The 24,602-nt window shown below is 69.7% G+C and carries 21 protein-coding genes and 2 tRNA genes; 17 read left to right on the forward strand and 6 right to left on the reverse strand.

Annotated features, from left to right (window positions below):
* Positions 1 to 156: 156 nt before the first annotated feature.
* The 5 genes from LV75_RS09510 to LV75_RS09530 all read left to right on the forward strand — a co-directional run bounded on the left by LV75_RS09510 (position 157) and on the right by LV75_RS09530 (position 2,214).
* Positions 157 to 435 carry a hypothetical protein gene (locus LV75_RS09510; protein WP_253886452.1) on the forward strand — a complete coding sequence of 93 codons (279 nt, stop codon included), beginning with the start codon at positions 157 to 159 and terminating at the stop codon, positions 433 to 435.
* Between the two features lie 135 nt (positions 436 to 570).
* Positions 571 to 960, forward strand: a complete 390-nt coding sequence (locus LV75_RS09515; RefSeq protein ID WP_253886453.1) for a WhiB family transcriptional regulator — start codon at positions 571 to 573, stop codon at positions 958 to 960.
* On the forward strand, positions 957 to 1,172 hold the full coding sequence (locus LV75_RS09520; protein ID WP_253886454.1) for a hypothetical protein: 216 nt from the start codon (positions 957 to 959) through the stop codon (positions 1,170 to 1,172). Before LV75_RS09515 ends, LV75_RS09520 begins: the two co-directional genes overlap by 4 nt.
* A gap of 155 nt (positions 1,173 to 1,327) precedes the next feature.
* The gene (locus tag LV75_RS09525; protein ID WP_253886884.1) at positions 1,328 to 1,960 is read left to right on the forward strand and encodes a DUF742 domain-containing protein; all 633 of its coding nucleotides are present in this window, start codon (positions 1,328 to 1,330) and stop codon (positions 1,958 to 1,960) included.
* 83 nt (positions 1,961 to 2,043) lie between these two features.
* On the forward strand, positions 2,044 to 2,214 hold the full coding sequence (locus LV75_RS09530; protein WP_253886455.1) for a hypothetical protein: 171 nt from the start codon (positions 2,044 to 2,046) through the stop codon (positions 2,212 to 2,214).
* Between the two features lies 1 nt (position 2,215).
* Here the strand turns inward: LV75_RS09530 and LV75_RS09535 are convergent, their stop codons facing one another.
* Together LV75_RS09535 and LV75_RS09540 are read right to left on the reverse strand one after the other, a co-directional pair.
* Complete coding sequence (locus LV75_RS09535) at positions 2,216 to 3,523, reverse strand: ABC1 kinase family protein (protein WP_253886885.1); 1,308 nt, start codon at positions 3,521 to 3,523, stop codon at positions 2,216 to 2,218.
* A gap of 178 nt (positions 3,524 to 3,701) precedes the next feature.
* Entirely contained in the window at positions 3,702 to 4,784 is a 1,083-nt protein-coding gene (locus LV75_RS09540) for a TOMM precursor leader peptide-binding protein (RefSeq protein ID WP_253886456.1), read from the reverse strand.
* Positions 4,785 to 4,893: 109 nt separating this feature from the next.
* Between LV75_RS09540 and LV75_RS09545 the strand changes: the two genes are divergently transcribed.
* Positions 4,894 to 5,424, forward strand: a complete 531-nt coding sequence (locus LV75_RS09545) for a M48 metallopeptidase family protein (protein ID WP_253886457.1) — start codon at positions 4,894 to 4,896, stop codon at positions 5,422 to 5,424.
* Positions 5,425 to 5,536: 112 nt separating this feature from the next.
* Here LV75_RS09545 and LV75_RS09550 read toward each other — a convergent pair whose 3' ends face one another.
* Positions 5,537 to 6,835 carry a zinc-dependent metalloprotease gene (locus LV75_RS09550; RefSeq protein ID WP_253886458.1) on the reverse strand — a complete coding sequence of 433 codons (1,299 nt, stop codon included), beginning with the start codon at positions 6,833 to 6,835 and terminating at the stop codon, positions 5,537 to 5,539.
* Positions 6,836 to 6,932: 97 nt separating this feature from the next.
* On the opposite strand from LV75_RS09550, the gene LV75_RS09555 reads away from it, so the two are divergent.
* A complete protein-coding gene (locus LV75_RS09555; RefSeq protein ID WP_253886459.1) occupies positions 6,933 to 8,033 on the forward strand; it encodes a YlbL family protein in 1,101 nt (366 codons plus the stop codon).
* On the opposite strand, the gene LV75_RS09560 is transcribed toward LV75_RS09555, so the two are convergent.
* Positions 8,030 to 8,548: a PPA1309 family protein gene (locus tag LV75_RS09560; protein WP_253886460.1), complete on the reverse strand. Its 519-nt coding sequence runs from the start codon at positions 8,546 to 8,548 to the stop codon at positions 8,030 to 8,032. The two genes, LV75_RS09555 and LV75_RS09560, sit on opposite strands and share 4 nt — an antisense overlap.
* A gap of 191 nt (positions 8,549 to 8,739) precedes the next feature.
* Between LV75_RS09560 and LV75_RS09565 the strand changes: the two genes are divergently transcribed.
* Both LV75_RS09565 and LV75_RS09570 read left to right on the forward strand, forming a co-directional pair.
* Positions 8,740 to 11,727: a UPF0182 family protein gene (locus LV75_RS09565; RefSeq protein WP_253886461.1), complete on the forward strand. Its 2,988-nt coding sequence runs from the start codon at positions 8,740 to 8,742 to the stop codon at positions 11,725 to 11,727.
* A gap of 142 nt (positions 11,728 to 11,869) precedes the next feature.
* Positions 11,870 to 11,943 (forward strand) — tRNA-Met (locus LV75_RS09570).
* Between the two features lie 265 nt (positions 11,944 to 12,208).
* On the opposite strand, the gene LV75_RS09575 is transcribed toward LV75_RS09570, so the two are convergent.
* A tRNA-Met gene (locus LV75_RS09575) sits at positions 12,209 to 12,282 on the reverse strand.
* Positions 12,283 to 13,011: 729 nt separating this feature from the next.
* On the opposite strand from LV75_RS09575, the gene LV75_RS09580 reads away from it, so the two are divergent.
* The 7 genes from LV75_RS09580 to lon all read left to right on the forward strand — a co-directional run bounded on the left by LV75_RS09580 (position 13,012) and on the right by lon (position 20,240).
* Complete coding sequence (locus LV75_RS09580) at positions 13,012 to 13,512, forward strand: PadR family transcriptional regulator (protein ID WP_253840471.1); 501 nt, start codon at positions 13,012 to 13,014, stop codon at positions 13,510 to 13,512.
* Between the two features lie 51 nt (positions 13,513 to 13,563).
* Positions 13,564 to 14,664 carry a peptide chain release factor 2 gene (prfB, locus tag LV75_RS09585; protein ID WP_253886462.1) on the forward strand — a complete coding sequence of 367 codons (1,101 nt, stop codon included), beginning with the start codon at positions 13,564 to 13,566 and terminating at the stop codon, positions 14,662 to 14,664.
* A gap of 87 nt (positions 14,665 to 14,751) precedes the next feature.
* The gene (gene ftsE, locus LV75_RS09590; protein WP_092783152.1) at positions 14,752 to 15,441 is read left to right on the forward strand and encodes a cell division ATP-binding protein FtsE; all 690 of its coding nucleotides are present in this window, start codon (positions 14,752 to 14,754) and stop codon (positions 15,439 to 15,441) included.
* A gap of 68 nt (positions 15,442 to 15,509) precedes the next feature.
* Positions 15,510 to 16,412: a permease-like cell division protein FtsX gene (gene ftsX / locus LV75_RS09595; protein ID WP_253886463.1), complete on the forward strand. Its 903-nt coding sequence runs from the start codon at positions 15,510 to 15,512 to the stop codon at positions 16,410 to 16,412.
* A gap of 30 nt (positions 16,413 to 16,442) precedes the next feature.
* The gene (gene smpB / locus LV75_RS09600) at positions 16,443 to 16,919 is read left to right on the forward strand and encodes an SsrA-binding protein SmpB (protein WP_253886464.1); all 477 of its coding nucleotides are present in this window, start codon (positions 16,443 to 16,445) and stop codon (positions 16,917 to 16,919) included.
* A complete protein-coding gene (locus LV75_RS09605; RefSeq protein WP_253886465.1) occupies positions 16,920 to 17,855 on the forward strand; it encodes an amidohydrolase family protein in 936 nt (311 codons plus the stop codon). It abuts the gene before it with no gap.
* Positions 17,856 to 17,882: 27 nt separating this feature from the next.
* Complete coding sequence (gene lon, locus LV75_RS09610; RefSeq protein WP_253886466.1) at positions 17,883 to 20,240, forward strand: endopeptidase La; 2,358 nt, start codon at positions 17,883 to 17,885, stop codon at positions 20,238 to 20,240.
* Here the strand turns inward: lon and LV75_RS09615 are convergent.
* On the reverse strand, positions 20,176 to 21,495 hold the full coding sequence (locus tag LV75_RS09615; RefSeq protein ID WP_253886467.1) for an acyltransferase family protein: 1,320 nt from the start codon (positions 21,493 to 21,495) through the stop codon (positions 20,176 to 20,178). The genes lon and LV75_RS09615 overlap by 65 nt on opposite strands.
* A 344-nt stretch (positions 21,496 to 21,839) precedes the next feature.
* Between LV75_RS09615 and LV75_RS09620 the strand changes: the two genes are divergently transcribed.
* On the forward strand, positions 21,840 to 24,575 hold the full coding sequence (locus LV75_RS09620; protein ID WP_253886468.1) for a S8 family peptidase: 2,736 nt from the start codon (positions 21,840 to 21,842) through the stop codon (positions 24,573 to 24,575).
* Positions 24,576 to 24,602: the final 27 nt, after the last annotated feature.

Below are 24,602 nucleotides of genomic sequence, written 5' to 3' on the forward strand. Positions count from 1 at the left end.
ACCGGTCGAGTGATGTGTGACCGGGGTCACGGGAAGTTCTGGAAATTGGGTTGCACGGCCTCTGCCAGGGCCAATAATCTGCTGTGGCAGGCACGAAGTGCCCGCGCGAACCCGTCCGAAGCTGAGTCCAACCGTAGCAGGAAGGTGGTGGCCCCCGTGGTGATCTTCATGACGAATGCGGCCGCTGGCTTCCCGCTGCTCGCGGGCAGCGGCTCTCGTGCGTGCGCCACCGGTGGGTTGGTTCCCACCGCCGCGTGGCCGCGTGAGCGGGGTACTGGGACTGCCAATGGGATCGCCGTGCACATCGGCGCCCCGAAGCAGAACCCCGTTCAGACGGCTGGGGCCGTCTTCGCCGATCGAGAGCAGACCACTGTCGGCTCCATCGATCTCGTCGTCACCAAGTACCTGTCCGCAGCCTCAGGCTGGAGGACTTGACGCCCTGTCAAGAACCTCCCAGGCCCGAGGCCGCGGACTCCGATACCGGAATCCGCGGCCTTTTTGTTTGCCATGAACCAGACATCGCCACGCCACCAGGTTTCCCACGCTTCAACGTCACAGGAGTGCACCACCATGAGTACCGCCACCGCTCCCCTTCCGGGCGGAGCGTTCACCGATCTGATGAGCCCGCCGGGCACAGGGGTCAGCGAGCTGCTTGACGCGGCTCCCGCGGCCGGGCTCGACCTGCCCTGCCGTTCCACCGAGAACCCGGACCTGTGGTTCGCCGACGCGCCGACCGAGCTGGAGCGCGCCAAGGTCCTCTGCGGCGACTGCCCCGTGCGGGCCGCCTGCCTCGCTTCCGCCCTGGCCCGGCACGAGCCGTGGGGCGTCTGGGGTGGCGAGATCTTCGAGCGCGGCGCGGTCATCGCCCGCAAGCGGCCCCGTGGCCGCCCGCGCAAGGAGGACCTCGCCAGGGACGCCGCCGAGCGCTCCGCCGGTCAGCGGGACGAGGTCGCCGCGTGAACGCGCTGATGAAAGACCCGATGTTCGAGTTCAAGCCAGGGGGTTTCCCGCAAATGTTGCTCTATGAAGACATAGCCCGATCTCGAAGGCTCGAGGCGGAGCAGGCGGCGCGCGCGCACCGCCTGGTCCGCCAGCTGAGCTCAGCCAGGCGATGGCGTCGGATCTCCACCTGGGCGGCCAAGCGCGCCGATCGCGCCACCGCCGGTCTGTAGTCCCACACCACCCCGAAGCCCACCGCGGTCGCCGCCGCGGTGGGCTTCGGCCGTTCGGGTGGAGAAACATGGTGGCAACGCCGATGTCATCCCCGGTGCGCGGACCGGCGCTACCGTGGCTGTTCCCTGCCCACGATCAGCGTCTGGACGTGGTGATGCACAGCGATGACGCGAGCACTGCTGGTGGTGGCCGTGAGCGCGGGGTCGAGGTCGGGCGCACCGGTGCCCGATTCGGCCCGCCCGGCCAGTGGCGCGGTCCCGACCGGCCAGACCGCTCCGACGAGCTCGACGCCGACGGGGCGAGCCAGGTCGAGACCGACATCGGCCAGGTCGGCGCCCGGTTCGGGTCGCGCAAGCGCCGCGGGTCCGCCGAGCAGGACCCCGAGCCCGCCGCAGCCGATGTCGTCGTGCCGGAGCAGGCGCCCGCGCTGGATGAGCTGACCGATGACGAGTGGGTGTCGCGCCCGCAGGTGCACGCGCTGGTCCGCCCCTACGCCTGGACCGGCGGCCGCACCAGGGCGCGGGCCGACCTGGCGGTCGAGGCCCTGGTCAGCACGGTCGAGGTGCCCAGGCGCGCGTCCTGGGAACACCGGATGATCACCGACCTGTGCCTGAGCCCGCGCTCGGTCGCCGAGGTCGCCGCGCTCATCTCGGTGCCGCTCGGGGTGGCCCGGGTCCTGATCACCGACCTGGCCGACCGGGGCGTGCTCACCGTGCACGAGGTCGCCGAGGACACCCCCGACCTGGCCTTCATGAGCCGGGTGCTCTCCGCCCTGCGCAAACTCTGACCGCTTCGCCGAAGCCCGCGCGACCCGATCGTGTTCGTGCTGGGCGCTTCGACCGGGTCCCCGGGATCGGTAGCGTGGTGGCCATGGAGCCAACCTGTTCCCTGTGCGGTCGCCTCCGGTCGGCCGAGCCCGCGGTGGCGGCGCTGGCGTGGGTGGCCGAGCAGGACGAGCGGGGGACGACCTGGCTGTGCCCGGCCTGCGCTCGCAAGCACGTGCGCGACATCGAGGGCAAGCTCCCCGCCGAGTACTGGTGACCTACTCCTCTTCGGCGAACCCCGGCTGCCATCGCGTGATGATGTCGCGCATCGAGAATTGCGCGTCGAGTTGGCACAGGATTCCGGTCGCCCCCGCGGTGACCCGCTGGATCAGCAGGTATTGCGGCGGCAGGTTGAGCGACCGGCCGGTTTTGAAGTCCTGACCGCGCAGGTCACCGACCCGCTCGGCCTGCCGTTGCATCCACGCTCGGGTGAAGTGGAACGTGTCCACGGACGCGGGTTCGGCGAACGGCGCCAGGTAGGCCAACACGTGGTCCGGGTCGAGTCGCATTCCCTCGCGGATGAAGCCCTCGTCGCGCATGAGCTCCATCAACTCGGCCGAGCGGCCCTGCAGGGAGAGCCGGGTCATCATGCCGAGCGGCCGGGGGAGGCCCTCCGGGAGCCGGGCGACGGCGCCGAAGTCGATCACGCACAGGCGCCCGTCCTGGGTGAGCATGAAGTTGCCGGGGTGCGGGTCGGAGTGCAGCAGGCCCGCCCGGGCGGGGGAGGAGAAGTGGAACTCCGAGAGCAGCCTGCCCGCCTGGTCGCGCTCGTCGCGGGTGCCCGACCGGATGACGCTCGCCAGCGGGCGGCCGTCGACCCACTCGGTGATGGTCACCTTCGGGGCGCTGGCCACGACCCGGGGGACCAGCACGCGCTCGTCGTCGGCGAAGGCCTTGGCGAAGACGCGCTGGTTGCCCGCCTCGGCGCGGTAGTCGAGCTCCTCGACCATCCGGTCGGTCAGCTCCTGCAGCAGCGGCTTGATCTCCATCCCCGGCGCGAACGGCTGGAACAGCCTGCTGAAGCGCTGCAGCTGCCGCAGGTCCGACAGCAGCGCCTCGTCCGCGCCCGGGTACTGCACCTTGACCGCGACCCGCCGACCGTCGTGCCACACCGCGCGGTGGACCTGCCCGATGCTCGCGGCCGCGGCGGGGGTGTCGTCGAACTCGGTGAACCGCTTGCCCCAGCCCCGCCCCAGCTGCTGGGCCAACACCCGGTGCATGACCTGCGCGCTCATCGGCGGCGCGGCGGCCTGCAGCTTGGTCAGCGCTTCGCGGTAGGGCTCCGCCAGCTCGTCGGGCACCGCGGCCTCGAACACCGACAGCGCCTGCCCGAACTTCATCGCCCCGCCCTTGAGCTGGCCGAGGACGGCGAACAGCTGCTCGGCGGTGCGCGCGGACAGCTCCGCGCTGACCGCCTCGGCGCTCTGCCCGGCCAGCCGCTTACCCCAGCCGCCCACCGCCCGGCCCGCGACCCCCAGCGGGATGCTGGCCAGCCGAGCGGTCCGCGCGACGGTCTTGCGTGGCATCTCGGTCACCCGGCGATTGTCCCTTGTCCCGCGCCGCGATCGCAGGCGAATAGCACTCGGGTCTTGGCGGTCGGGCCACAGCTGCCGCCGGTGCCCAGGTCACAGCCTCCAATCAGCTCCTCGAAGGTGGTGCGTCGCCCTCTTGTCCGCCAAGTGGGTGGCGGGCAAGAGGGCGCTGTCACGCTCTTTTCGCCCCCGCTGGTCGGCTGTGCCGGAGGAGGTGGCGGTAGGTGGGGTGGGTCGCGGCGCCGCAGCGGCAGTCGGGGTGGGGTTGCCAGCGGCGGTGGTCCACGGCCGCGGTGAACGGGTTCACCTCCAGGGTGGTGTTCCAGGTCCGGGGTGGTTGGGCGGTCGGGTCGCGCAGCCAGGCCACCGCGTGCAGGACCTGCGTGACGGCCAGACCGGCGGTGACGTGGGCGGTCGCCAGGTCCGTCGGCAGTGCTCTACCCGCCAGTTGGGCCGCGATCCGGGGCCAGCACGGGTCCAGGTCGGTCCGGTGGTGGTCGGCGCAGTGCAGGCAGCCGCTCGCGCCGGGCACCACCAGCGGGCCGACGATCCCCACGCCGTCGCGGACGCGGACCGCCAGGTGCGCCTGACCGTCGGTGACCAGGTCGACCACGGTCGACGGCTCCGGGACGAGGGCGTCGGTGAGCACGACCAGGTCCGGTCTGAACCGGGCGAAGCGGCGGACCCCGGCCGTCTCCTCGGCGCGGCGCACCGCCTCCGGCCCGGCCACCTGGCGCGGGCGTCCGATGTCCTCGACCAGGTAGCCCGTGCCCACGTCCTCCGCGCGCACCGTCCCCCGAGCAGCCACGTGCAGCCGCCCAACACCGGCGACCGCGAGCAGCCCTGCCACAGCGACGGCGAGCCTGCCGTCGCCGCGGACCAGAACCCGGTAATCGGCCCGTTCCGCGGGCGGCGGCAGGCCGGGGTGCAGCGTCGCTGTCGCCGCGTCACCCGCCAACCGCAGCGGTACCCGGGGGCCCGGCACGGCGTCGTCGTCGAGCAGGCCGTGGTCGACGAGGTCCGCCAGCAGGTCCAGCAGGACCTCCTCGTGCGGTGGGCCGACACCGGCGACCACCTCGTCGGTGGTGCGGCCACCGGTGAGATCGGTCGCCGCGGCCAAGACCGGCTCGGGCAGGCCGCTGATGACCAGTGCCCGCCGCGGGTCGAGGCCGATCTGGAGTTCACCGGCGCGGCGCGCGAGCACCGCGAGACCGGCCCGCAGCCGGGGCCGGTGTGGAAGGGTCCGTTCGCGCATGGGACCAGGGTGCCGTGCTGGGCCGAATGGCGGAGCCGGTTGTCCACAGGTGAGAGTCACACCCGCCCGGTCCTCCCGCGTTGTCGGTGTCTCCCCTTACGGTTGTGCCGTGGCCGAACCCCGCGTCGAGGTGCGCAGGAGCAAGCGCAGAACCCGCACCGTCACGGCGTACCGCGAAGGTGACACCGTGATCGTTCTCATCCCGGCGAGGCTGTCCAAGAAAGAGGAAGCCCACTGGGTCCAGGAGATGCAGCGCAGGCTGCTGCGCAACGAGACCAAGCGGCGCTCGCCCGCGCGCAGTTCGGACGCCGCGCTGCTGGCCCGCTGCGGTGAGCTCTCCGACCGCTACTTCGGCGGCCAGTGCTTGCCCCGCGCGGTCCGCTGGGTCCCGCCGATGCGCACCCGGTGGGCGTCCTGCACCCCGGTCGACCGCACGATCCGGGTCAGCGAACGGCTGCGCGAGGTCCCCGCCTGGGTCCTCGACTACGTGCTGGTGCACGAGCTGGCGCACCTGCTGGTCCCCGGCCACGGCCCCGACTTCTGGGAACTCGTGCACGCCTACCCCAAGACCGAACGCGCCGTCGGCTACCTCGAGGGCCTCTCCGCCGCGGCGGGCTGGGGCATCACCACTGACGACTAGCCACTAGGCGCCTGGTCACCCGGCGAGCGGACGACCGCTCGCCGGGTACCACCTAGCCCGGAACGACCCAGCCCGCAACCACCTAGCCCGCAACCACCTAGCCCGCAATGACCTAGTCGTCGGAGTCCTTGGGGTCCGTGGGCTGCTCGCCCGCGGTGCGCTCCAGCTGGGCGATCGGGTCCTCGCCCGAGGTGGACAGCCGCTCGCTGAAGTCCAGCGGCTCGTCGAGGTCCTCGGCGGTCGGCATCAGGTCCGGGTGCGCCCACAACCCGTCACGGACGTCGATGCCGTGCTTGTCGGTGACCAGCCGCCACAGGTTCGTCGCCGCGCGCAGGCGCCGGGGCCGCAGCTCCAGGCCGACCAGCGTCGCGAACGTCTGCTCGGCGGGTCCACCCGAGGCCCGGCGGCGGCGCAGCGTCTCGCGCAACGCCTCCGCACCGGGCAGCCGGTCGGTGACGGCCTCGCCGACGACCAGGTCCACCCAGCCCTCGACCAGGGCGAGCAGCGTCTCCAACCGGGCGAGCGCGGCCTGCTGCTCCGGGGTCGTCTTCGGCTCGAGCATCCCCGAGCGCATGGCCTGCTCGATGCTCTCCGGGTTCGCCGGGTCGACCTGGGTCGCCAGCTGCTCCAGCGCGGAGATGTCGACCTTGATGCCGCCCGCGAACTCCTCGACCGCGCCGAGCAGCCGCTGCCGCAGCCACGGCACGTGCGCGAACAGCCGTTGGTGGGCGGCCTCGCGCGCGGCGATGAACACCAGCACCTCGCTGGCAGGCCGCTCCAGGCCCTTGGTGAACTCCTCGATGTTGGCGGGCAGCAGCGCCGCGGTCGCGTCCGGGCCCAGCGGCAACCCGATGTCGGTGACCGTCAGCACCTCCGACCCCAGCTGCGCCAGCGCGTTGCCCAGCTGCGACCCGAAGGCCATCCCGCCCATCTGCCCGACCATCGCCAGCAGCGGACCGGCCTGCTGCTTGGCCTCCGCGGGCAGCGCCTCCACCCACGCCCCGGCCATCCGGCGGGCGACCGGGTCGCACAGCCGCTGCCAGGTCGGCAGCGTGTGCTCGACCCAGTCGCGGGCGGTCCACGCCTTGGCCGAGGTGGCGCCGACCGGCAGCGTCGTCACCGGGTCCAGCCACATCTCGGCCAGGTGCAGCGCGTCGACGACGGCCTTGGTGGACTCCGCTGGCGCGGTGAACCCGATCTGCCCGGCGAGCTTCTGCACCGCGATCTGCTTGGCCAGGTCGTAGTTGACCGGACCGCTCGAGGACCCCGCCTGGCTCATCATCTGGCCGAGCTGGCTGAGCATCTGCCCGAGCTGGTCGAACGGGTTCTCCTGACCGCCGCCAGGCTTGCCGCCGCCCTTGCCGTCACCGTCGGGGTCCGGCACGCTGAAGCCGAACGGGAACTCGCTCATGGCTCCACGGTACGCGGCGTGGCCCACCCCGTGCCGTCCGGTGAACTCGTGCCGTCCGGTGATCCGCTCTCGGTGAACGCACGTACCCTGTGGCGTCGTGAGCACCGCACCGGAGTCACCCGCCGCGCCCCCCACGCCCGACCCGCCCACCGTGCGGGCGGCGCTCACCCGGCGCGGCTGGACGCTGGTGGTCAGCACCGTGGTGACGGCGGCGCTGCTGCTGGTCGGCCTGCTGGTGCCGATCCCCTACGTCTCGCTCGGCCCCGGCCCGACCTACGACACGCTCGGCTCGGTCGAGGGTGTGCGGGTCGTGCAGATCGAGGGCGAGCCGAGCCACGAGACGACCGGTCAGCTGCGGATGACGACGGTGTCGGTCAACGACGAGATCACCCTGTTCGGTGCGTTCGGCCTGTGGGTCAGCGGCCGCTACGCGCTCGCCCCGCGCGAAGACTACTTCCGCCCGGGGGAGACCGAAGAGGACATCGACCGGCAGAACACCAAGCTGTTCCAGGACTCGCAGAGCAACGCCGAGATCGCCGCGCTGCGCTACCTGAAGTACCCGATGAAGGTGATCGCCCAGGAGATCACCTCGGGCGCGCCAGCCGACAAGGTCTTGGCGCCGGGGGACCAGTTGGTCGAGGTCAACGGCAAGAAGGTCGCCGCGGCCGCTGACGTGCGGGGGGCTCTAGCGGGCACTACGCCCGGGCAGAGCATCGCCATCACCTATAAGCGCGACGGTCAGGAGAAGACCGCGACCATCGCCCTCGCGCGGGCGAGCGACTTCGGGCAGGAGGACCGCCCGGAGGGGTTCATCGGCCTCGGCGCCGGGGAGCGCCCGGACGTGGACTTCAAGACCACCATCCGGCTGCAGAACGTCGGCGGCCCCTCGGCGGGCCTGATCTTCGCGCTGGCGATCATCGACCGGCTCACCGAGGAGGACCTCGCGGGCGGCGCCACGATCGCGGGCACCGGTGAGATCGATGCGGCGGGCAACGTCGGCCGCATCGGCGGGATCCCGTTCAAGATGGTCGCCGCCAAGGAGGCCGGGGTGAGCGTGTTCCTGGTCCCCGAGGGCAACTGCGCCGAGGCCAAGGACAACGCGCCGGACGGGTTGCGGCTGGTGAAGGTGTCCACCCTCGACGGTGCGGTCCAGGCGCTCAAGGACGTCAAGGCCGGACGACCGGTCCCCGGCTGCTAGCCGCGCAACGTGTCCAGCAGCGCGGCGGTGAGGTTCTCGGCGAGGTCGGGGTGCTCGACGACCTCCTCCACGCCGTCCGCGCCCGCGCGCAGCCGTAGGACGCAGGCGACCGAACCGTCCCGCAGCACTGCGGCGACCAGCCGGGCCTCGCGGGCCGCGGGGTGCTCGGCCGCCGCCGCGCTCACCGTGTCGGGGTCGGACTCCGGGAGCTCGGCCTCCGCCTCGGGCGGCAGGATCAGGATCTCCTGCACCAGCGCGCAGCCCGCGACCGCTTCCGGCCACATGATCGTGCCCAGCGCGGCGCCGAGGTCGCCGTCTGGCAGCTCGTCCTGCGCGACCGGGGTCAGCGCCGCGCCCGGGTCGATCTGGCCTGCCAGGTCCGGCTGCTCGCGCAGCAGGTCCGCGGTGGGCACCAGCGCGAACAGTTGCGGGCGCTGGTCCCAGCCGCCGGTGGCGACGAAGTCCTCGACCTCGCGGGCGGCGGCGGGCAGGTCCTGGATGCTCACGGCGCACATGGTCGCACCGGTCCCCGACCTGCCCGCGCCTGCCCCCGGCGGGTGCCGGGTTGTCCACAACCCGCCCGGTCATCCACACATAACGGACACCCGAACGGGAACCCGGACCGGCCCTAATAGAGTTGAACAACCTGGACGGGCCAGCTCGTCCGGTGTGAACGTCGAAAGCCAGCGACTCTGGAGCGTGCCCAGTGGCCACTCGGCCCCCGATCGGTCTGCCGAAGCTGTCCCGGCGCAGTCGGATCCTGCTCATCATCGCCGCCGCGTTGATCCTGCTGCTGTTGGTCGGGTCCCGGCTGCTCAGCACCTATGTGAACTGGCTGTGGTTCGGTGAGGTCGGGTTCACCTCGGTGTTCACCACCGTGCTGTGGACCAGGATCGTGTTGTTCTTCGCCGTCGGCGCCCTCGTCGGCGGGCTGCTGGCGGTGAGCCTGTGGGTCGCCTACCGGACCCGGCCGGTGTTCGTGCCGGTGTCCAGCGCGGACGACCCGCTCGCCCGCTACCGCTCCACCGTGGTGCAGCGGGTGCGCCTGTTCGGCATCGGCCTGCCGGTGATCATGGGCCTCATCTCCGGGTCGGCGGCGCAGTCGGACTGGCAGCAGGTGCAGTTGTTGCTCAACGGCGGCGACTTCGGCGTCAAGGACCCGCAGTTCCAGATCGACATCGGCTTCTACGCCTTCACCCTGCCGTTCATCACCTGGCTGATCAACTGGCTGTTCGTCGCGGTCGCGGTCGCCTTCTTCGGCGCGCTGATCACCCACTACCTGTTCGGCGGGATCCGCCTCGCAGGCAAGGGCGGCCAGCTCGCCGCGCCAGCCAGGATGCAGCTGTCGATCACCGCTGGCGTGTTCGTGCTGATCTACGCGGTCGACTACTTCTTCGAGCGCTACGAGCTGCTGTTCAACAAGCACGACCTGTTCAGCGGCGCGAACTACACCGACCTCAACGCGGTGCTGCCCGCCAAGCTCATCCTGATGTTCATCGCCGCGTTCTGCGCCGTGGCCTTCTTCGCGGGCGCGTTCCTGCGCAACCTGCAGCTGCCCGCGATCGCCACCGCGCTGCTGATCCTCTCCGGCATCCTGGTCGGCGCGGCGTGGCCCGCGGTCATCCAGCAGTTCTCGGTGCGGCCCAACGAGAACACCAAGGAATCGCTGTCCATCCAGCGCAACATCGACGCGACCAGGGCGGCCTACGGGCTCACCGAGAAGAACGTCAAGACCGAGGACTACTCGGGCACCTCGGCCACCGCGCCCGCCAAGATCCGCTCCGAGCAGAGCAGCATCAACACCATCACCAACGTGCGGCTGCTCGACCCGAACATCCTCGCCCCGACCTTCACCCAGCGCGAGGGCCGGGAGAACTTCTACGGCTTCCCGGAGAAGCTCGACGTCGACCGCTACACCATCGACAACAAGACCCAGGACTACATCGTCGCCGCGCGCGAGATCAAGACCTCCGGGCTCACCGAGACCCAGGGCGGCTGGATCAACCGGCACATGGTCTTCACCCACGGCAACGGGTTCGTCGCCGCGCCTGCCAACACCATCAACTCGGCGCTGCAGGACTCCAACGACCAGGGCGGCTACCCGGTCTTCAAGGTCAGCGACCTGACCAACGACGGCCCGATCAAGGTCACCCAGCCGCGGATCTACTTCGGTGAGCTGGCCACCGACAACTACGCCATCGTCGGCGGCAAGGACAACGGTCGCCCGCTGGAGTACGACACCTCCACCAGCACCTTCGGCTACGACGGCGCGGGCGGCGTGCCGATCGACGGGCTGTTCAACAAGCTCGTCTTCGCCGCGCACTACACCGAGCGCAACATCCTGTTCTCCTCGCAGATCGAGGAGGGCGCCAAGATCATGTACAACCGCAACCCGCGGGACCGGGTGAGCGCGGTCGCGCCGTGGCTGACCCTCGACGGCGACCCGTACCCCGCGGTGGTCAACGGCCGGATCCTGTGGATCATCGACGGCTACACCACCCTGGAGAACTACCCGTACGCGCAGCGGACCTCCCTCGGCGAGGCCACCACCGACTCCCTCGACGGCGTGGTGCGCCAGGACAACCGCACGATCAGCTACATCCGCAACTCGGTGAAGGCCACCGTCGACGCCTACGACGGCACGGTGAAGCTGTACTCGATCACCGACGACGACCCGGTGCTCAAGGCGTGGCAGGGGGTCTTCCCCGGCACGGTCTCGCCGTCCTCGGAGATCTCCGACGAGCTGCGCTCGCACTTCCGCTACCCGGAGGACCTGTTCAAGGTCCAGCGCGAGCTGCTCTCGAAGTACCACGTGTCCGACGCGGTCGAGTTCTTCTCGCAGAAGACCTTCTGGAACGTCCCGGCCGACCCGACCGAGGACGGCGCCTCCAACGCCACCAACGACGGGGCCAAGCAACCGCCGTACTACGTGCTCGCCCAGGCGCCCGGCCAGACCAAGGCGACGTTCCAGATCACCAGCGCGCTCAACTCGCTGAACCGGCAGTTCCTCGCCTCCTGGGTGTCGGTGTCGTCCGATCCGGAGGACTACGGGCAGATCCGGGTCTTGCGACTACCCACCTCCGGCACGGCCCAAGTGGAGGGTCCCGGCCAGGTGCAGAACCGGTTCCAAACCACACCCGAGGTCGCGGAGAACAGAACGCTGTTCAACAACCCGAGCGTGGCGCCGCGGTTCGGCAACCTGCTGACGCTGCCGGTGGCCGGTGGGCTGCTGTTCGTCGAGCCCATCTACATCCAGCGCAAGGACGCCAACGCCTTCCCGCAGCTGGCCCGCGTGCTGGTGTCCTTCGGCAACAAGGTCGGGTTCGCGCCGACCATCGACGAGGCCCTCGACGAGGTGTTCGGCAAGGGCACCGGCGACACGGCGACCAAACCGGGCGATCCGACGACACCGCCCACCAGTTCCACCTCGCCACCGCCCACGACGACCACCACGCCACCGCCCGGCGGCGGGGGTACCGAGCTGGACCAGGCCGTGCAGGCCCTGAACACCGCCATCGCGCACCTGCGGCAGGCCCAGCGCGACGGTGACTTCACCGAGCAGGGCAAGGCACTGGCCGAGTTGGACGCCGCGGCCAAGCAGTACGACACGGCCAAGGCGAAGGCGGGGCAGACCAGCACCCCACCGTCCTCACCCGGCGCGTCACCATCACCCACCCCAGCCCCCGGCGGCTGACCGCACGACCCACCGAGCAGGCCCGCCCCCGCACCCGCGGCGGCGGGCCTGCCCCTTTTTCCGCCCCCATGGTGACCCCACTCACCCGCAGACCCCCTGATTTGCTTCCACAGAACACCCCCGTGTACAGTCTTAATTACAACGCGGGGTGGAGCAGCTCGGTAGCTCGCTGGGCTCATAACCCAGAGGTCGCAGGTTCAAATCCTGTCCCCGCTACAAAGGTCGAGGCCCTTGTCCACAGAAAACGTGGACGAGGGCCTTTTCCGTGTTGCACCTGGGGGGCGACCCCCCAGACCCCCACGGTGCGACGGGCGCCGGAACCAGCGGGGTTCGCTTGACCTTTGGTCGTCGCATCACGGTGACGACAACGGGCCGTCTCCCTTTCCCGCTGGCGCGGTGGATGAGAACGCCGGGGATGTCGGGTTTTGGGGAAAGAAAGAAGAGGCGGTACTCCTGAAGAAAAGGAGTACCGCCTCTTTAGTAGCGGGGACAGGATTTGAACCTGCGACCTCTGGGTTATGAGCCCAGCGAGCTACCGAGCTGCTCCACCCCGCGGTGGTAAAACAAACCCTACACGGGGGTGTCTAGCGAGTTTCACAGGGGGGGTGGTTAACGGTGAGGGCTTGGTTGGGCGGGGGAGGTGGGGTGGGGGAAGGAGGGTGTCGGGTGTGGGCGGTGGGGAGTGGAGGGGTGGGGGCGTCGCGGGGTGGGCGGGGGTATTCGGTGTAGAGGGAGGGTGGGTTTCCGCGGGAGTGCGGGATCGACCGGGGTTAGTCCTCTGTGGACATCTCGATGGGAGTGCGGAATGGGCGGGTGTGGATGCGCGTGCATTCGCACTGGCGTTAGAGGGGAACGGATGCGCCCGGCGCGGGGTCCACACTGGACCCTCAAAGGGGTCTTAGTGTGACAGTCTCCCGGCGAACGCACTCCCCGTCGAGGCCGCGGGCCGGCGGTTTCCGGTCGCGCAGGCGCTGCCATCAGGGTGATCTGGACCACAATGGGGGGTTGGTGGTGGGGGAAACCCGGGTCCTGGACCGATTACCGTTCGCCCACCTCGGACTGGGCCGAACGGGTAGCGTGCTGGGAAGAGATCCACTCCTTCGGGGGAGCAAGGCGGCCGAGTCCACGTGGGATAGTCCCGTTTTGGGCCAACTGGGGACAGTCGGCGTCCGCTGATCGGTCCCGGGTCGAATGTCCCCGGCGGGTTGTTCAACGATCAGCCATTGTGGACTGGCGCACATGGCCACTGTGGACAGCACGGCGCTGCCGTGGGACCGTGGTGTTGTGTCTGAACTGAATGCGACCGCCGCCGCCCTGCTCGGCCTGCTGCACGAAGGCCCGCAGACCGGTGGCCAGCTGGTGTCCGCGGCAAGGGAGCGCTTCGGCTCCTTCTTCAGCGTGACGCGTAGCCAGGTCTACCGCGAACTGCCCGCGCTCGCTGATGCCGGTCTTGTCCGCCTCGGCAAGCAGGGTCCCCGCTCCAGCCAGCAGTACGTGATCACCGCCGCTGGCAAGAAGGCGTTCAAGACCTGGCTCGGTGGCGAGCCAGGTCCCGACCACCTGCGCAGCCCGCTGATCCTGCGGCTGGTGCACGCCAGCACGCTGACCGCCAAGCAGCGGGTCGGCCTGATCGACTCGGCCAAGCAGGTCTACAACGGTGAGCACGAGGCGGCCAAGACCGCCGTCAAGACCGCCGAGGACCCCTACGCCAAGGCGATCGCCGAGTTCGGCGTGGCCAGGGCCAAGGCCGTGCTCAAGCTGCTGGACTCCATCCCCAAGTCCTGACCCGGCTACCGCCGCAGCGGTGGCGTCCGCGTCCGCGTAGTCTTTTCCGACGTGAACCCGGACGTCGCCGCTGATCTCAAGGAACTGTCCACCTCGCTGGCCAACGTCGAGGCGGTGATGGACCTTGCGGGGTTGCGCGCGCAGATCGCGGACCTGGAAGAACAGGCCGCGCGACCGGACCTGTGGGACGACCCGGAGTCCGCGCAGAAGGTGACGAGCAAGCTCTCGCACCGCCAGGGTGAGCTGCGCAAGGTCGAGGACCTGCGCTCGCGGCTCGACGACCTCGCGGTGCTCTACGAGCTCGCCGAGGAGGGCGCCGACGAGGACGCCACCGCCGAGGCGACCGCCGAGCAGGACAAGCTCAAGGCCGACATCTCCTCTCTGGAGGTGCGCACCTTGCTGTCCGGCGAGTACGACGGCCGCGACGCGCTGGTGACCATCCGCTCGGAGGCCGGTGGCGTGGACGCCGCCGACTTCGCCGAGATGCTCATGCGCATGTACCTGCGGTGGTCCGAGCGGCACGGCTACCCCATCGAGGTCTACGACACCTCTTACGCCGAAGAGGCGGGCATCAAGTCGGCGACCTTCAAGATCGCCGCGCCTTACGCCTACGGCACGCTTTCGGTAGAGCAGGGCACCCACCGGCTGGTGCGCATCTCGCCGTTCGACAACCAGGGTCGCAGGCAGACCTCGTTCGCCGCGGTCGAGGTCGTCCCGGTCGTGGAGCAGACCGACCACGTGGACATCGACGAGAAGGACCTGCGGGTCGACGTGTACCGCTCGTCCGGTCCCGGTGGACAGGGCGTCAACACCACCGACTCCGCGGTCCGGCTGACCCACATCCCGACCGGCATCGTGGTGTCCTGCCAGAACGAGCGCTCGCAGCTGCAGAACAAGGCGAGCGCGATGGCGGTGCTGCAGGCCAAGCTGCTGGAGCGGCGCAGGCAGGAGCAGCAGGCCAAGATGGACGCCTTGAAGGACTCCTCGAGCGGGTCGTGGGGCAACCAGATGCGCACCTACGTGCTGCACCCGTACCAGATGGTCAAGGACCTGCGCACCGAGCACGAGGTGGGCAACCCGGCCGCGGTGCTCGACGGCGACATCGATGGGTTCCTCGAGTCCGGTATCCGCTGGCGCAAGACCCACGTGTAACCGCCCGGGCACCACCGGTGACCAGCTGGTTCCGTAACGGACACCGAGGCTACGGCTCGATAACAACTGAAGGTAGACTCGCCGACCGTGATCCGGCTCGAACAGGTTTCCAAGGTCTACAAGACCTCCACCCGGCCTGCCCTGGAGAACGTTTCCGTGCAGGTCGACAAGGGTGAGTTCGTCTTCCTGATCGGCCCATCGGGCTCGGGTAAGTCGACCTTCCTCCGGCTGCTGCTGCGCGAAGAGGTCCCCAGCAAGGGGCGCGTGTACGTGGCGAACTTCGACCTGACCAGGATGGCCCGGCGCCGGGTGCCCCGGCTGCGCCAGTCCATCGGCTGCGTCTTCCAGGACTTCCGGCTGCTGGCGAACAAGACCGTCGCGGAGAACGTGGCGTTCGCCCTCGAGGTGATCGGCAAGCCCCGGCACACCATCAAGAAGGTGGTGCCCGAGGTGCTGGAGCTGGTCGGCCTGGAGGGCAAGGCCGAGCGGATGCCGCACGAGCTCTCCGGCGGTGAGCAGCAGCGGGTGGCCATCGCCCGCGCGTTCGTCAACCGGCCGCTGATGCTGCTGGCCGACGAGCCGACCGGGAACCTCGACCCCGACACCAGCCAGGACATCATGCTGCTGCTGGAGCGGATCAACCGCACCGGCACCACGGTCCTGATGGCCACCCACGACCACTCCATCGTGGACTCCATGCGACGCAGGGTGGTCGAGCTCGACCTGGGTCGCGTTGTCCGCGACGACGCCAGGGGCGTCTACGGCGTCGGGCGCTAGCGCCGACACCCGGCCTGACGGCCCCCGAGAACCACCCGGACCCCGGACAGCGAGGAACCCCACCCCCGATGCGTGCCAGCTTCGTGTTCAGCGAGGTCGTGACCGGTCTGCGCCGGAACATCACGATGACCATCGCGATGATCATCACGACCGCCATCTCGCTGCTGCTGCTCGGCGGTGGTCTGCTGGTGGTGCGGATGATCGACAACACCAAGGAGCTCTACCAGGACAAGGTCGAGGTCAACATCTACCTGACCAACGACGTGTCCGCCTCGGACAAGGAGTGCCGGGCCGACCCGTGCCGGGGCCTGCGCTCGCAGCTGGAGTCCGACCCGGCGGTCGAGCGGGTGGAGTTCGAGAACCGCGACCAGGCCTACGAGCGGTTCAAGCGGATCTTCGAGGCGCAGCCGGAGCTGGTGAAGCTGGCCAGGCCGGAGGCGCTGCCGTCCTCGTTCAACGTGCGGCTCAAGGACCCGGACCGGCCCGAGGTCATCATCCAGACCTACAAGGGCAAGGCCGGGGTCGACTCCATCGGTGACCAGAGCCAGTTCCTGGACCGGTTCTTCAGCGCGCTCAACGGGGTGCGCAACGCGACGTTCTTCATCGCGGGCGTCATGGCCGTCGCCGCGCTGCTGCTGATCTCCAACACCGTGCAGCTCTCGGCGTTCACCAGGCGGACCGAGGTCGGCATCATGCGCCTGGTGGGCGCGACGCGGTGGTACACGCAGTTGCCGTTCCTCCTGGAGGCGGTGGTCACCGGCATCGTCGGCGCCCTGGTGGCGATAGCGATGCTGGTCGGCGCCAAACTGGCCTTCCTCGACGACGTGCTGGCGCAGCCGATCAAGTCCGGCGTGGTCAAGTCGGTCGAGGCGGGTGACCTGGCGTTCGTGTCGCCGATCCTGCTGCTGATCGCCATCGTCATCTCGGCCTTCACCGGCTACATCACGCTGCGGCTCTACGTCCGCACGTAGTCGGGCGCGCGCTGCGTAGAGTTGCGCGTCATGGCGAAGGAACACGGGCGCAAGGCGATCGTCACCAACCGCAAGGCCCGGCACGACTACGCGGTCATCGACACCTACGAGGCGGGCATGGTCCTCGTGGGCACCGAGGTCAAGAGCCTGCGCGAGGGCCGGGCGTCCATCGTCGACGCGTTCGCCACCGTCGACGACGGTGAGGTGTTCCTGCGCAACCTGTTCATCCCGGAGTACACGCAGGGCACGTGGACCAACCACGAGCCGCGGCGCACCCGCAAGCTGCTGCTGCACCGCGCGGAGATCACCAAGCTGATCGGCAAGATCAAGGAGTCCGGGGTCTCGCTGGTCCCGCTGTCGATGTACTTCTCCGACGGCAAGGTGAAGGTCGAGCTGGCGCTGGCCAAGGGCAAGAAGGCCTACGACAAGCGCCAGGACCTGGCCAAGCGCGACGCCAACCGGGAGATCGCCAAGGCGGTCGGGCGGCGGGCCAAGGGTCGCGAGTAGGTGGGGCCGGGCAGCGACGCCGAGGTCGCCGGACTGGTCCGCGGTCTCGGGCTGCCCGGGCTGGTCGACGTGCACGTGCACTTCCTGCCGGAGCGGGTCCAGCGCAAGGTGTGGGCCTACTTCGACGCCGCCGAGCGCAACTACGGGCTCGCGTGGCCGATCCACTACCGGGGGTCGGAGAGTCAACGCGTGGCGACGCTGCGCGCACTCGGTGTGATCGGGTACGCGCCGCTGGTCTACCCGCACAAGGCGGGCATGGCCGAGTGGCTCACCGAGTGGGTGCTGGAGTTCGCCGCCCGGGTACCCGAGGCTGTGCCCACCGCGACGCTCTTCCCGGAGCCGACGGTGACCCGGTACCTGGAGTCCGCTCTGCGCGCGGGCGCGCGCTGCGTGAAGGCGCACGTGCAGGTAGGTGCCTACGACCCGCGAGACGCGCTTCTAGACGCTGCGTGGGGGATGTTGGCCGAGGCGGGCGTGCCGGTGGTCGTGCACTGTGGACACGGTCCGCTGCCGGGTGAGTACACCGGTCTGTCGGTGTTCGAAGAGGTACTGCGGCGCCACCCTCGGTTGCCCGCGGTCTTGGCGCACGCGGGCATGCCGGAGACCGCTCTGGCGTTGGACCTCGCGGGGCGCTATTCGCGGGTATACCTGGACACAACGATGGTCGGTGTCGAGTTCACCCTCGGGTCGGCGCCGCTGCCCGTGGACTGGACCGTCCGGCTGGCCGACCTCGGCGACCGCGTGCTGTTCGGTACCGATTTCCCGAGCATCCCGTACGCCTACGCGGAGCAGGTGCGGGCGGTCTGGGACTGGGCGCAGGCCCCTGGCCTGGGGGAACCGTTCCTGCGGGCGGTGTTGCACGACAACGGGGCCAGGCTGCTCGCTCTGGGCGAACACGCCAGGGGAACAGAAGGCGACTCAGGGAAGTTGACGTGATCAGACTCAACTTCTGGAGTGTGATCCATGTCCGAGGCCCTGAACCTGCCGGTGCTCCCGCTGGACGACGCGGTCCTGCTGCCCGGCATGGTCGTCCCCATCCAGCTCACCGGCTCCGATAACGCCAACGAGGCCCGCGCCGCTGTAGAGGCCGCTCAGGCGGCAGGCGAGCCTGCCCGGGTCGTCTTGGTGCCACGGTTGGACGGCAAGTACGCCCGCGTCGGCACGCTTGCTGTGGTCGAGCAGGTCGGCAGGCTGCCCGGTGGTGAGCGCGCCGCTGTGGTGCGCGGCACCGGGCGGGTGCGCATCGGTGCGGGCACTACTGGCCCCGGCGCGGCGCTGTGGGTGCAGGTGGAGACCGCCGATGAGACGACCGATGACAAGACCCGTGAACTGGCCCGCGAGTACAAGGGCCTGGTCACCACGATCCTGCAGCAGCGCGGCGCGTGGCAGGTGGTCGACAGCGTGACCCAGGTCGACGACCCGGCCGCGCTGGCGGACCTCGCCGGGTACGCGGCGTACCTGTCCGACGAGCAGAAGGTCTGGCTGCTGGAGACCACCGACGTCACCGAGCGGCTGGAGAAGCTGCTCGAGTGGGGTCGCGAGCACGTGGCCGAGCTCGATGTCGCCGAGACGATCCGCCAGGACGTCAAGGAGGGGATGGAGCGCCAGCAGCGGGAGTTCTTGCTGCGCCAGCAGTTGGCCGCCATCCGCAAGGAACTGGCCGAAATGGACGGTAAGCCCGCCTCCGAGGAACAGGACTACCGGGCACGGGTTTCCGAGGCGGCCCTGCCGGAGAAGGTCCGCGAGGCAGCGCTGTCTGAAGTGGACAAGCTTGAGCGAACCTCGGAGCAGTCGCCCGAAGTGGGGTGGATCCGCACCTGGCTCGACACGGTGTTGGAGATGCCGTGGAACACGCGCACAGACGACGCCTACGACATCGCGGGCGCCCGGGCGGTGCTGGACGCCGACCACGCGGGGCTAGAGGACGTGAAGGACCGCGTCATCGAGTACTTGGCGGTGCGCAAGCGTCGTGACGAGCGTGGGCTGGGCTTGGTCGGTGGGCGTCGCAGTGGCGCAGTTCTCGCCCTGGCGGGCCCGCCTGGGGTCGGTAAGACATCCCTGGGCGAGTCGGTGGCGCGTGCCATGGGGCGCAAGTTCGTCCGCGTAGCGCTAGGTGGCGTGCGGGACGAGGCGGAGATCCGTGGTCACCGGCGCACTTACGTCGGCGCATTGCCCGGTCGGATCGTGCGCGCCCTTAAGGAGGCGGGCTCGATGAACCCGGTCGTGCTGCTCGACGAGATCGACAAGGTGGGTTCGGACTACCGGGGCGACCCGACCGCGGCGCTGCTGGAGGTGCTGGACCCGGCGCAGAACCACACGTTCCGCGACCACTACCTGGAGGTCGAGCTCGACCTGTCCGATGTGGTCTTCCTGGCCACCGCGAACGTCGTCGACGCCATCCCGGCACCGTTGCTCGACCGCATGGAGTTGGTGCTGCTCGACGGCTACACCGAGGACGAGAAGGTCACCATCGCCCGCGACCACCTGCTGCCCCGGCAGCTCGAGCGCGCGGGGATGACGGTGGACGAGGTGGTCGTCACCGAGCCCGCGCTGCGGTTGCTCGCGGGGGAGTACACCCGCGAGGCCGGGGTGCGCCAGCTCGAGCGGGGGATCGCTCGGGTGCTGCGTAAGGTCGCCGCCAAGCTGGCCTTGGGCGACGCGTCGCTGCCACTGCTGGTGGATGCCGCCGATCTGCGCGGATACCTCGGGCAGCCCAAGCACACGCCAGAGTCGGCTGAACGGACCTCGGTGCCCGGTGTGTCTACCGGGCTCGCGGTTACCGGCGCGGGCGGAGATGTCTTGTTCGTCGAGGCATCGCTAGCGGAGAAGGCGACCGGCGGGACCGGCGTCACGCTCACCGGGCAACTGGGTGACGTGATGAAGGAGTCCGCGCAGATCGCCCTGTCGTTCCTGCGCTCGCACGGGGCGGCGTTGGGGCTACCGGTCGCGGAACTGGCGGAGCGCGGGGTGCACGTGCACGTCCCGGCGGGCGCGGTGCCCAAGGACGGGCCGAGCGCGGGCATCACGATGACGACCGCGCTGGCGTCGCTGCTGTCCGGGCAGCCGGTCCGCTCGGACGTGGCGATGACCGGTGAGGTGTCGCTCACCGGCCGCGTCCTGCCGATCGGCGGGGTCAAGCAGAAGTTGCTCGCCGCCCACCGCGCGGGCATCACCACGGTGCTGCTGCCCCAGCGCAACGAGCCCGACCTCGACGACGTGCCGGACTCGGTGCGCCAGGAGTTGACCGTGCACCTGGTCAGCGATGTGCGGGATGTGCTGCGGCTGGCGCTAGAACCGCGGGCTGGGCAGTTGGCAGCGTGAGGTCCGCCGAGCGGGTCGCCCCCAGGGTGGCCCGCTCGCGGTCGTGGGTGCACAGCGCGACCCCGGCGAGCACCAGCACCGCCCACGGCACCGGTCCCTCGAACAGGCCGGGGCCGTCGGGGGCGAAGCCGCGCACGGTCAGGCCCAGGAGTCCGACGGTGGCCGCCAGGTAGCTCACGGCCACCGCGGCACGGGGTGGGACCGCCCGGCCACCGCCGGTCTCGAACCGACCGAAGACCCGGACCAGACCGGCGAGCACCAGGCCGGTGCAGGTGAGCCACATCGGCGCCACCGCGAACCAGGCGAACGACCCGGGGTCGGGGGTGCGGTAGCCCATCCCGACCACCATGGTCCCGGCGACCACGACCAGCGCGGGCATGTGCCACAGGTAGATCGTGGTGCAGCGCGCGGCCACGGCGTTGACGGCCGGGCCCGCGAGCCTGCTGAGCGCGGGCCTGGCCAGCAGCAGCAGCCCCAGTTGGCCGATCGCGAGCGGGAGCAGCACGGCGGCGGGCGGGCTCATGTTCGACATCGGCGCGCCGGGCATCCCGATCATGCTCTGCGCGTACGGTCCACACGCGACCATCAGCGCGACTGCCCCGAACCCGGCCGCGGCCATCGCCGCGTGCACCCGCTTGCCCAGTTCGAAGCGGCCATCGGCGTAGCACAGGCCCAGTTGGTGCACGGCCACCCAGATGACGACGGCGTTGACGAAACCCGCCTCCGGCAGCCCGGCGAAGCGCACCACGTCGACCAGGACAGCCATGGCGGCCAGCGGAACCAGCACGCCGAGGCCGAACCGGTCGTGTGCGCGGGCCATCAGCGGAGTTAGCGCTACCACTATCAGGTAGACCACGAGGAACCAAAGCAGTTGCGCACTGATGCCACCCGCGATGTCCACCGGCTGCGGCGGAACGCCAATGCGCAACAGCATGGACGGTAGCGCTACCCACACGGCGGCAAGAGGCAACACCGGCAGGATCAAGCGGCGCAGTCTGCTCGCGAGCCACGCCTTCGTGTCCGTGCTCGCCCTATAGGAGTGAAGGTTCGCGGCGCCGCCCGCGAAGAACACGACCGGCATCACCTGTGACAGCCAGGTCAACAACCACCAACCCGGAGTGGTCAAGGCGTTCCCGGTTTCAACAGTGTGCCCATTGCTGGCCAACACCGGCATCAGCCAGTGCTGGACGACCACCAGTAAGACCGCCCCCACCCGGATCACGTCCAGGAACGGGTCCCTCCGCGTCCTGCTCACCGCGCCCCCTCGTGCCTTCCACCCGCCGCCAGTTGCCGGTTCCGAGCATGTCGGCCCAGGTCGCGCGGCACAGCCGGGCCAGCAGGTGTCCTGGTCCGGGTGGCTGCCGCAGTGGCCGGGGTGGGGACAGCCCCACCCCTGTGAATTCACAAGTGTTTTCGCTATTCAAGTGTCGATATGCGGGCGTCGCGCCGCGATAGTGCGTGGGCTATGGACTGAACAGTGGAATTCATTCCCGTGCTCTGGCGCGAATGGGTGTGATTGTGGTTGCTTCTCACGACCGGCATGCCGAGCCGTTCGACGAACGTCGTCCCTGATCCCTGCATCGCTTTTGGAGTCATCCGATGAAACTAGTTCGCGCGAGCCTGCGCAGACGCGCGCTCGCCACCGGGGTGGTCGCCGCGACGGCGACCGCGCTCGTGGTGGGCATGGGTAGTGCCGAGGCCGCCGAGGGGGTTGTGCTCGGTGCCGACCGGGCCGACGCCATCCCCGGCAGCTACCTGGTCACCTTCAAGGACACCGCGGCCCTGACGTCCACTGTGGACCGGGTCGCCGCCGACGTGGCGTCCCGCTACGGCGCCAGCGTGCGCACCACGTGGCGCTACGCGCTGCGCGGTTTCGCGGCGGGCATGTCCGCGGCCCAGGCGCGCAAGCTGGCCGCCGACCCGGCCGTGGCCTCGGTGGAGCAGGACGCCGTCGTCCGCGCCACCGGCACCCAGCCCAACCCGCCGTCCTGGGGCCTGGACCGCATCGACCAGCGCAACCTGCCGCTGAACCAGAACTACAACTACGACTCGACCGGCGCGGGTGTCACCGCCTACATCATCGACACCGGTATCCGCGTCTCCCACCGCACCTTCGGTACCCGGGCGACGTGGGGTACGAACACCGTTGACACCAACAACACCGACTGCCACGGCCACGGCACCCACGTAGCGGGCACCGTCGGTGGCACCGAGTACGGCGTGGCCAAGGAGGTCAAGCTCGTCGCGGTGAAGGTGCTCAACTGCGCGGGTTCGGGCTCCAACACCGGTGTCGTCAGCGGCGTCGACTGGGTGACCCGCACCGCTGTTAAGCCTGCCGTGGCGAACATGAGCCTCGGCGGTGGCGCGGCCGCCACCGTCGACACCGCGGTCCGCAACTCCGTCAACGCGGGTATCACCTACGCGGTGGCCTCCGGTAACGACAACACCAACGCGTGCAATTCCTCTCCCGCGCGTGTTACCGAAGCCATCACCGTTAACGCCACCGCGGAGTCGGACGCCCGCGCGTCGTTCTCCAACTACGGCACCTGCACCGACATCTTCGCGCCGGGGCAGAACATCACCTCGTCGTGGAAGGACAGCGACACCGCCACCAACCGGATCAGTGGCACCTCTATGGCCACCCCGCACGTTGCCGGTGCCGTTGCCCGCTACCTGCAAGGGCGTCCGAACGACACCCCGGCGCAGGTCGCGACCGCTCTGACGAACCAGGCGACCGCGAGCAAGGTGACCAACCCCGGTACCGGCTCGCCGAACCGGTTGCTGTTCACCGGTGAAGGCGCGGGCACGCCGACCACGGTCACCCAGCCCGGCAACCAGTCCGGCACTGTTGGCACCCCGGCGAGCCTGACCCTGTCGGCCACCGGTGGTACCGCGCCTTACACGTGGACCGCTTCCGGCCTCCCGGCTGGGCTGTCTATCTCTACCGGCGGTGTCATCTCCGGTACGCCTACCACCGCGGGCACCTACAACGTGACCGTTACCGCTACCCCGGCTTCTGGCACCCCAGGCAGTGCCTCCTTCTCTTGGACGATTACCGCTCCGCCCGCTGGGGACGCGGAGGTCATCTCGCCCGGTGACCAGAACACCCGCGTAGGCACCCCGGTCAACCTGACCCTCCAGGCGACTGGCGCGACCCCGCCCTACCGGTGGTCGGCCGTCGGTCTCCCGGCTGGGTTGTCTATCTCTACCGGCGGTGTCATCACCGGTAGCCCTACCACCGCTGACATCTACGGCGTGACCGTCACGGCCACCCCGGCGTCGGGTAACCCGGGCAGCACCAAGTTCAACTGGACCGTCACCGATGCTCCTGGTGGCGACATCACCATTGGCGACCCGGGTCCGCAGACGAGCAAGGTCGGCGACAAGGCAGGCCTGAAGCTGATCGCGTCCGGTGGCACCGGGCCGTACACGTGGTCCGTCTCGGGTCTGCCGGACGGTCTTACCGCTACCGACGCGGGTGGCTCTGACACCCAGGTCATCCGCGGTACGCCTAGCAAGGCTGGCCAGTTCCGCGTGACCGCCACGGCTACCGGCGCGACCGGCGGCACCGGTTCGGTCAGCTTCGACTGGACCATCACCGCTGGCGCGACCATCACCATCACCGACCCGGGTGCGCAAGCGCCCAAGGTCGGCCAGAACGTCAACGTCGCACTGTCCGCGAGCGGTGGTACTGCCCCGTACCGTTGGTCCGCCCGCGGCCTGCCCGGCGGCCTTTCGATCGACGGCAGCGGTCTCATCACCGGTAGGCCTACCGAGGAGGGCCAGTTCTCTTCGGTCGTCTTCGCTGCCGCCACTGATGGCACCGGCAACGTCACCATCGAGTGGAACGTCGGTCCTGCCGGTGGCGGCTGCGGCAGCGCTCCGCAACTGGTGACCAACCCCGACTTCGAGGGCGGCAACACCGGTTGGACCTCCACCACGGGCGTCATCGGCGCCCACGGCGGCCAGGGCGTCCCGTCCCACAGCGGCACCTACACCGCGTGGCTCGGCGGCCGGGGCACCACCTACACCGAGAACGTCGGCCAGTCCCTGACGATCCCGGCGGGCTGCTCCTCGTACACCCTGTCGTTCTGGGTCTACATCAACACCTCCGAGACCACCCAGACCCTCGAATACGACAAGATGACCGTTCGACTCGGCACGACCACCCTGAAGACGTACTCGAACCTCAACGCGGGCGCTGACTACCAACAGGTCACCGTCGACGTGAGCGCCTTCGCGGGTCAGTCGGCCAACCTCCAGTTCGTCTCCACCGAAGACGCCTCACTGCAGACCTCGTTCGTCCTCGACGACGTCACGCTCGCAGTGAGTTGATAAACCGCTCGTGGGGCGGGCCGTGAC

This window comes from Actinokineospora diospyrosa, from assembly GCF_024171925.1.
Classification (GTDB): Bacteria; Actinomycetota; Actinomycetes; order Mycobacteriales; family Pseudonocardiaceae; genus Actinokineospora; species Actinokineospora diospyrosa.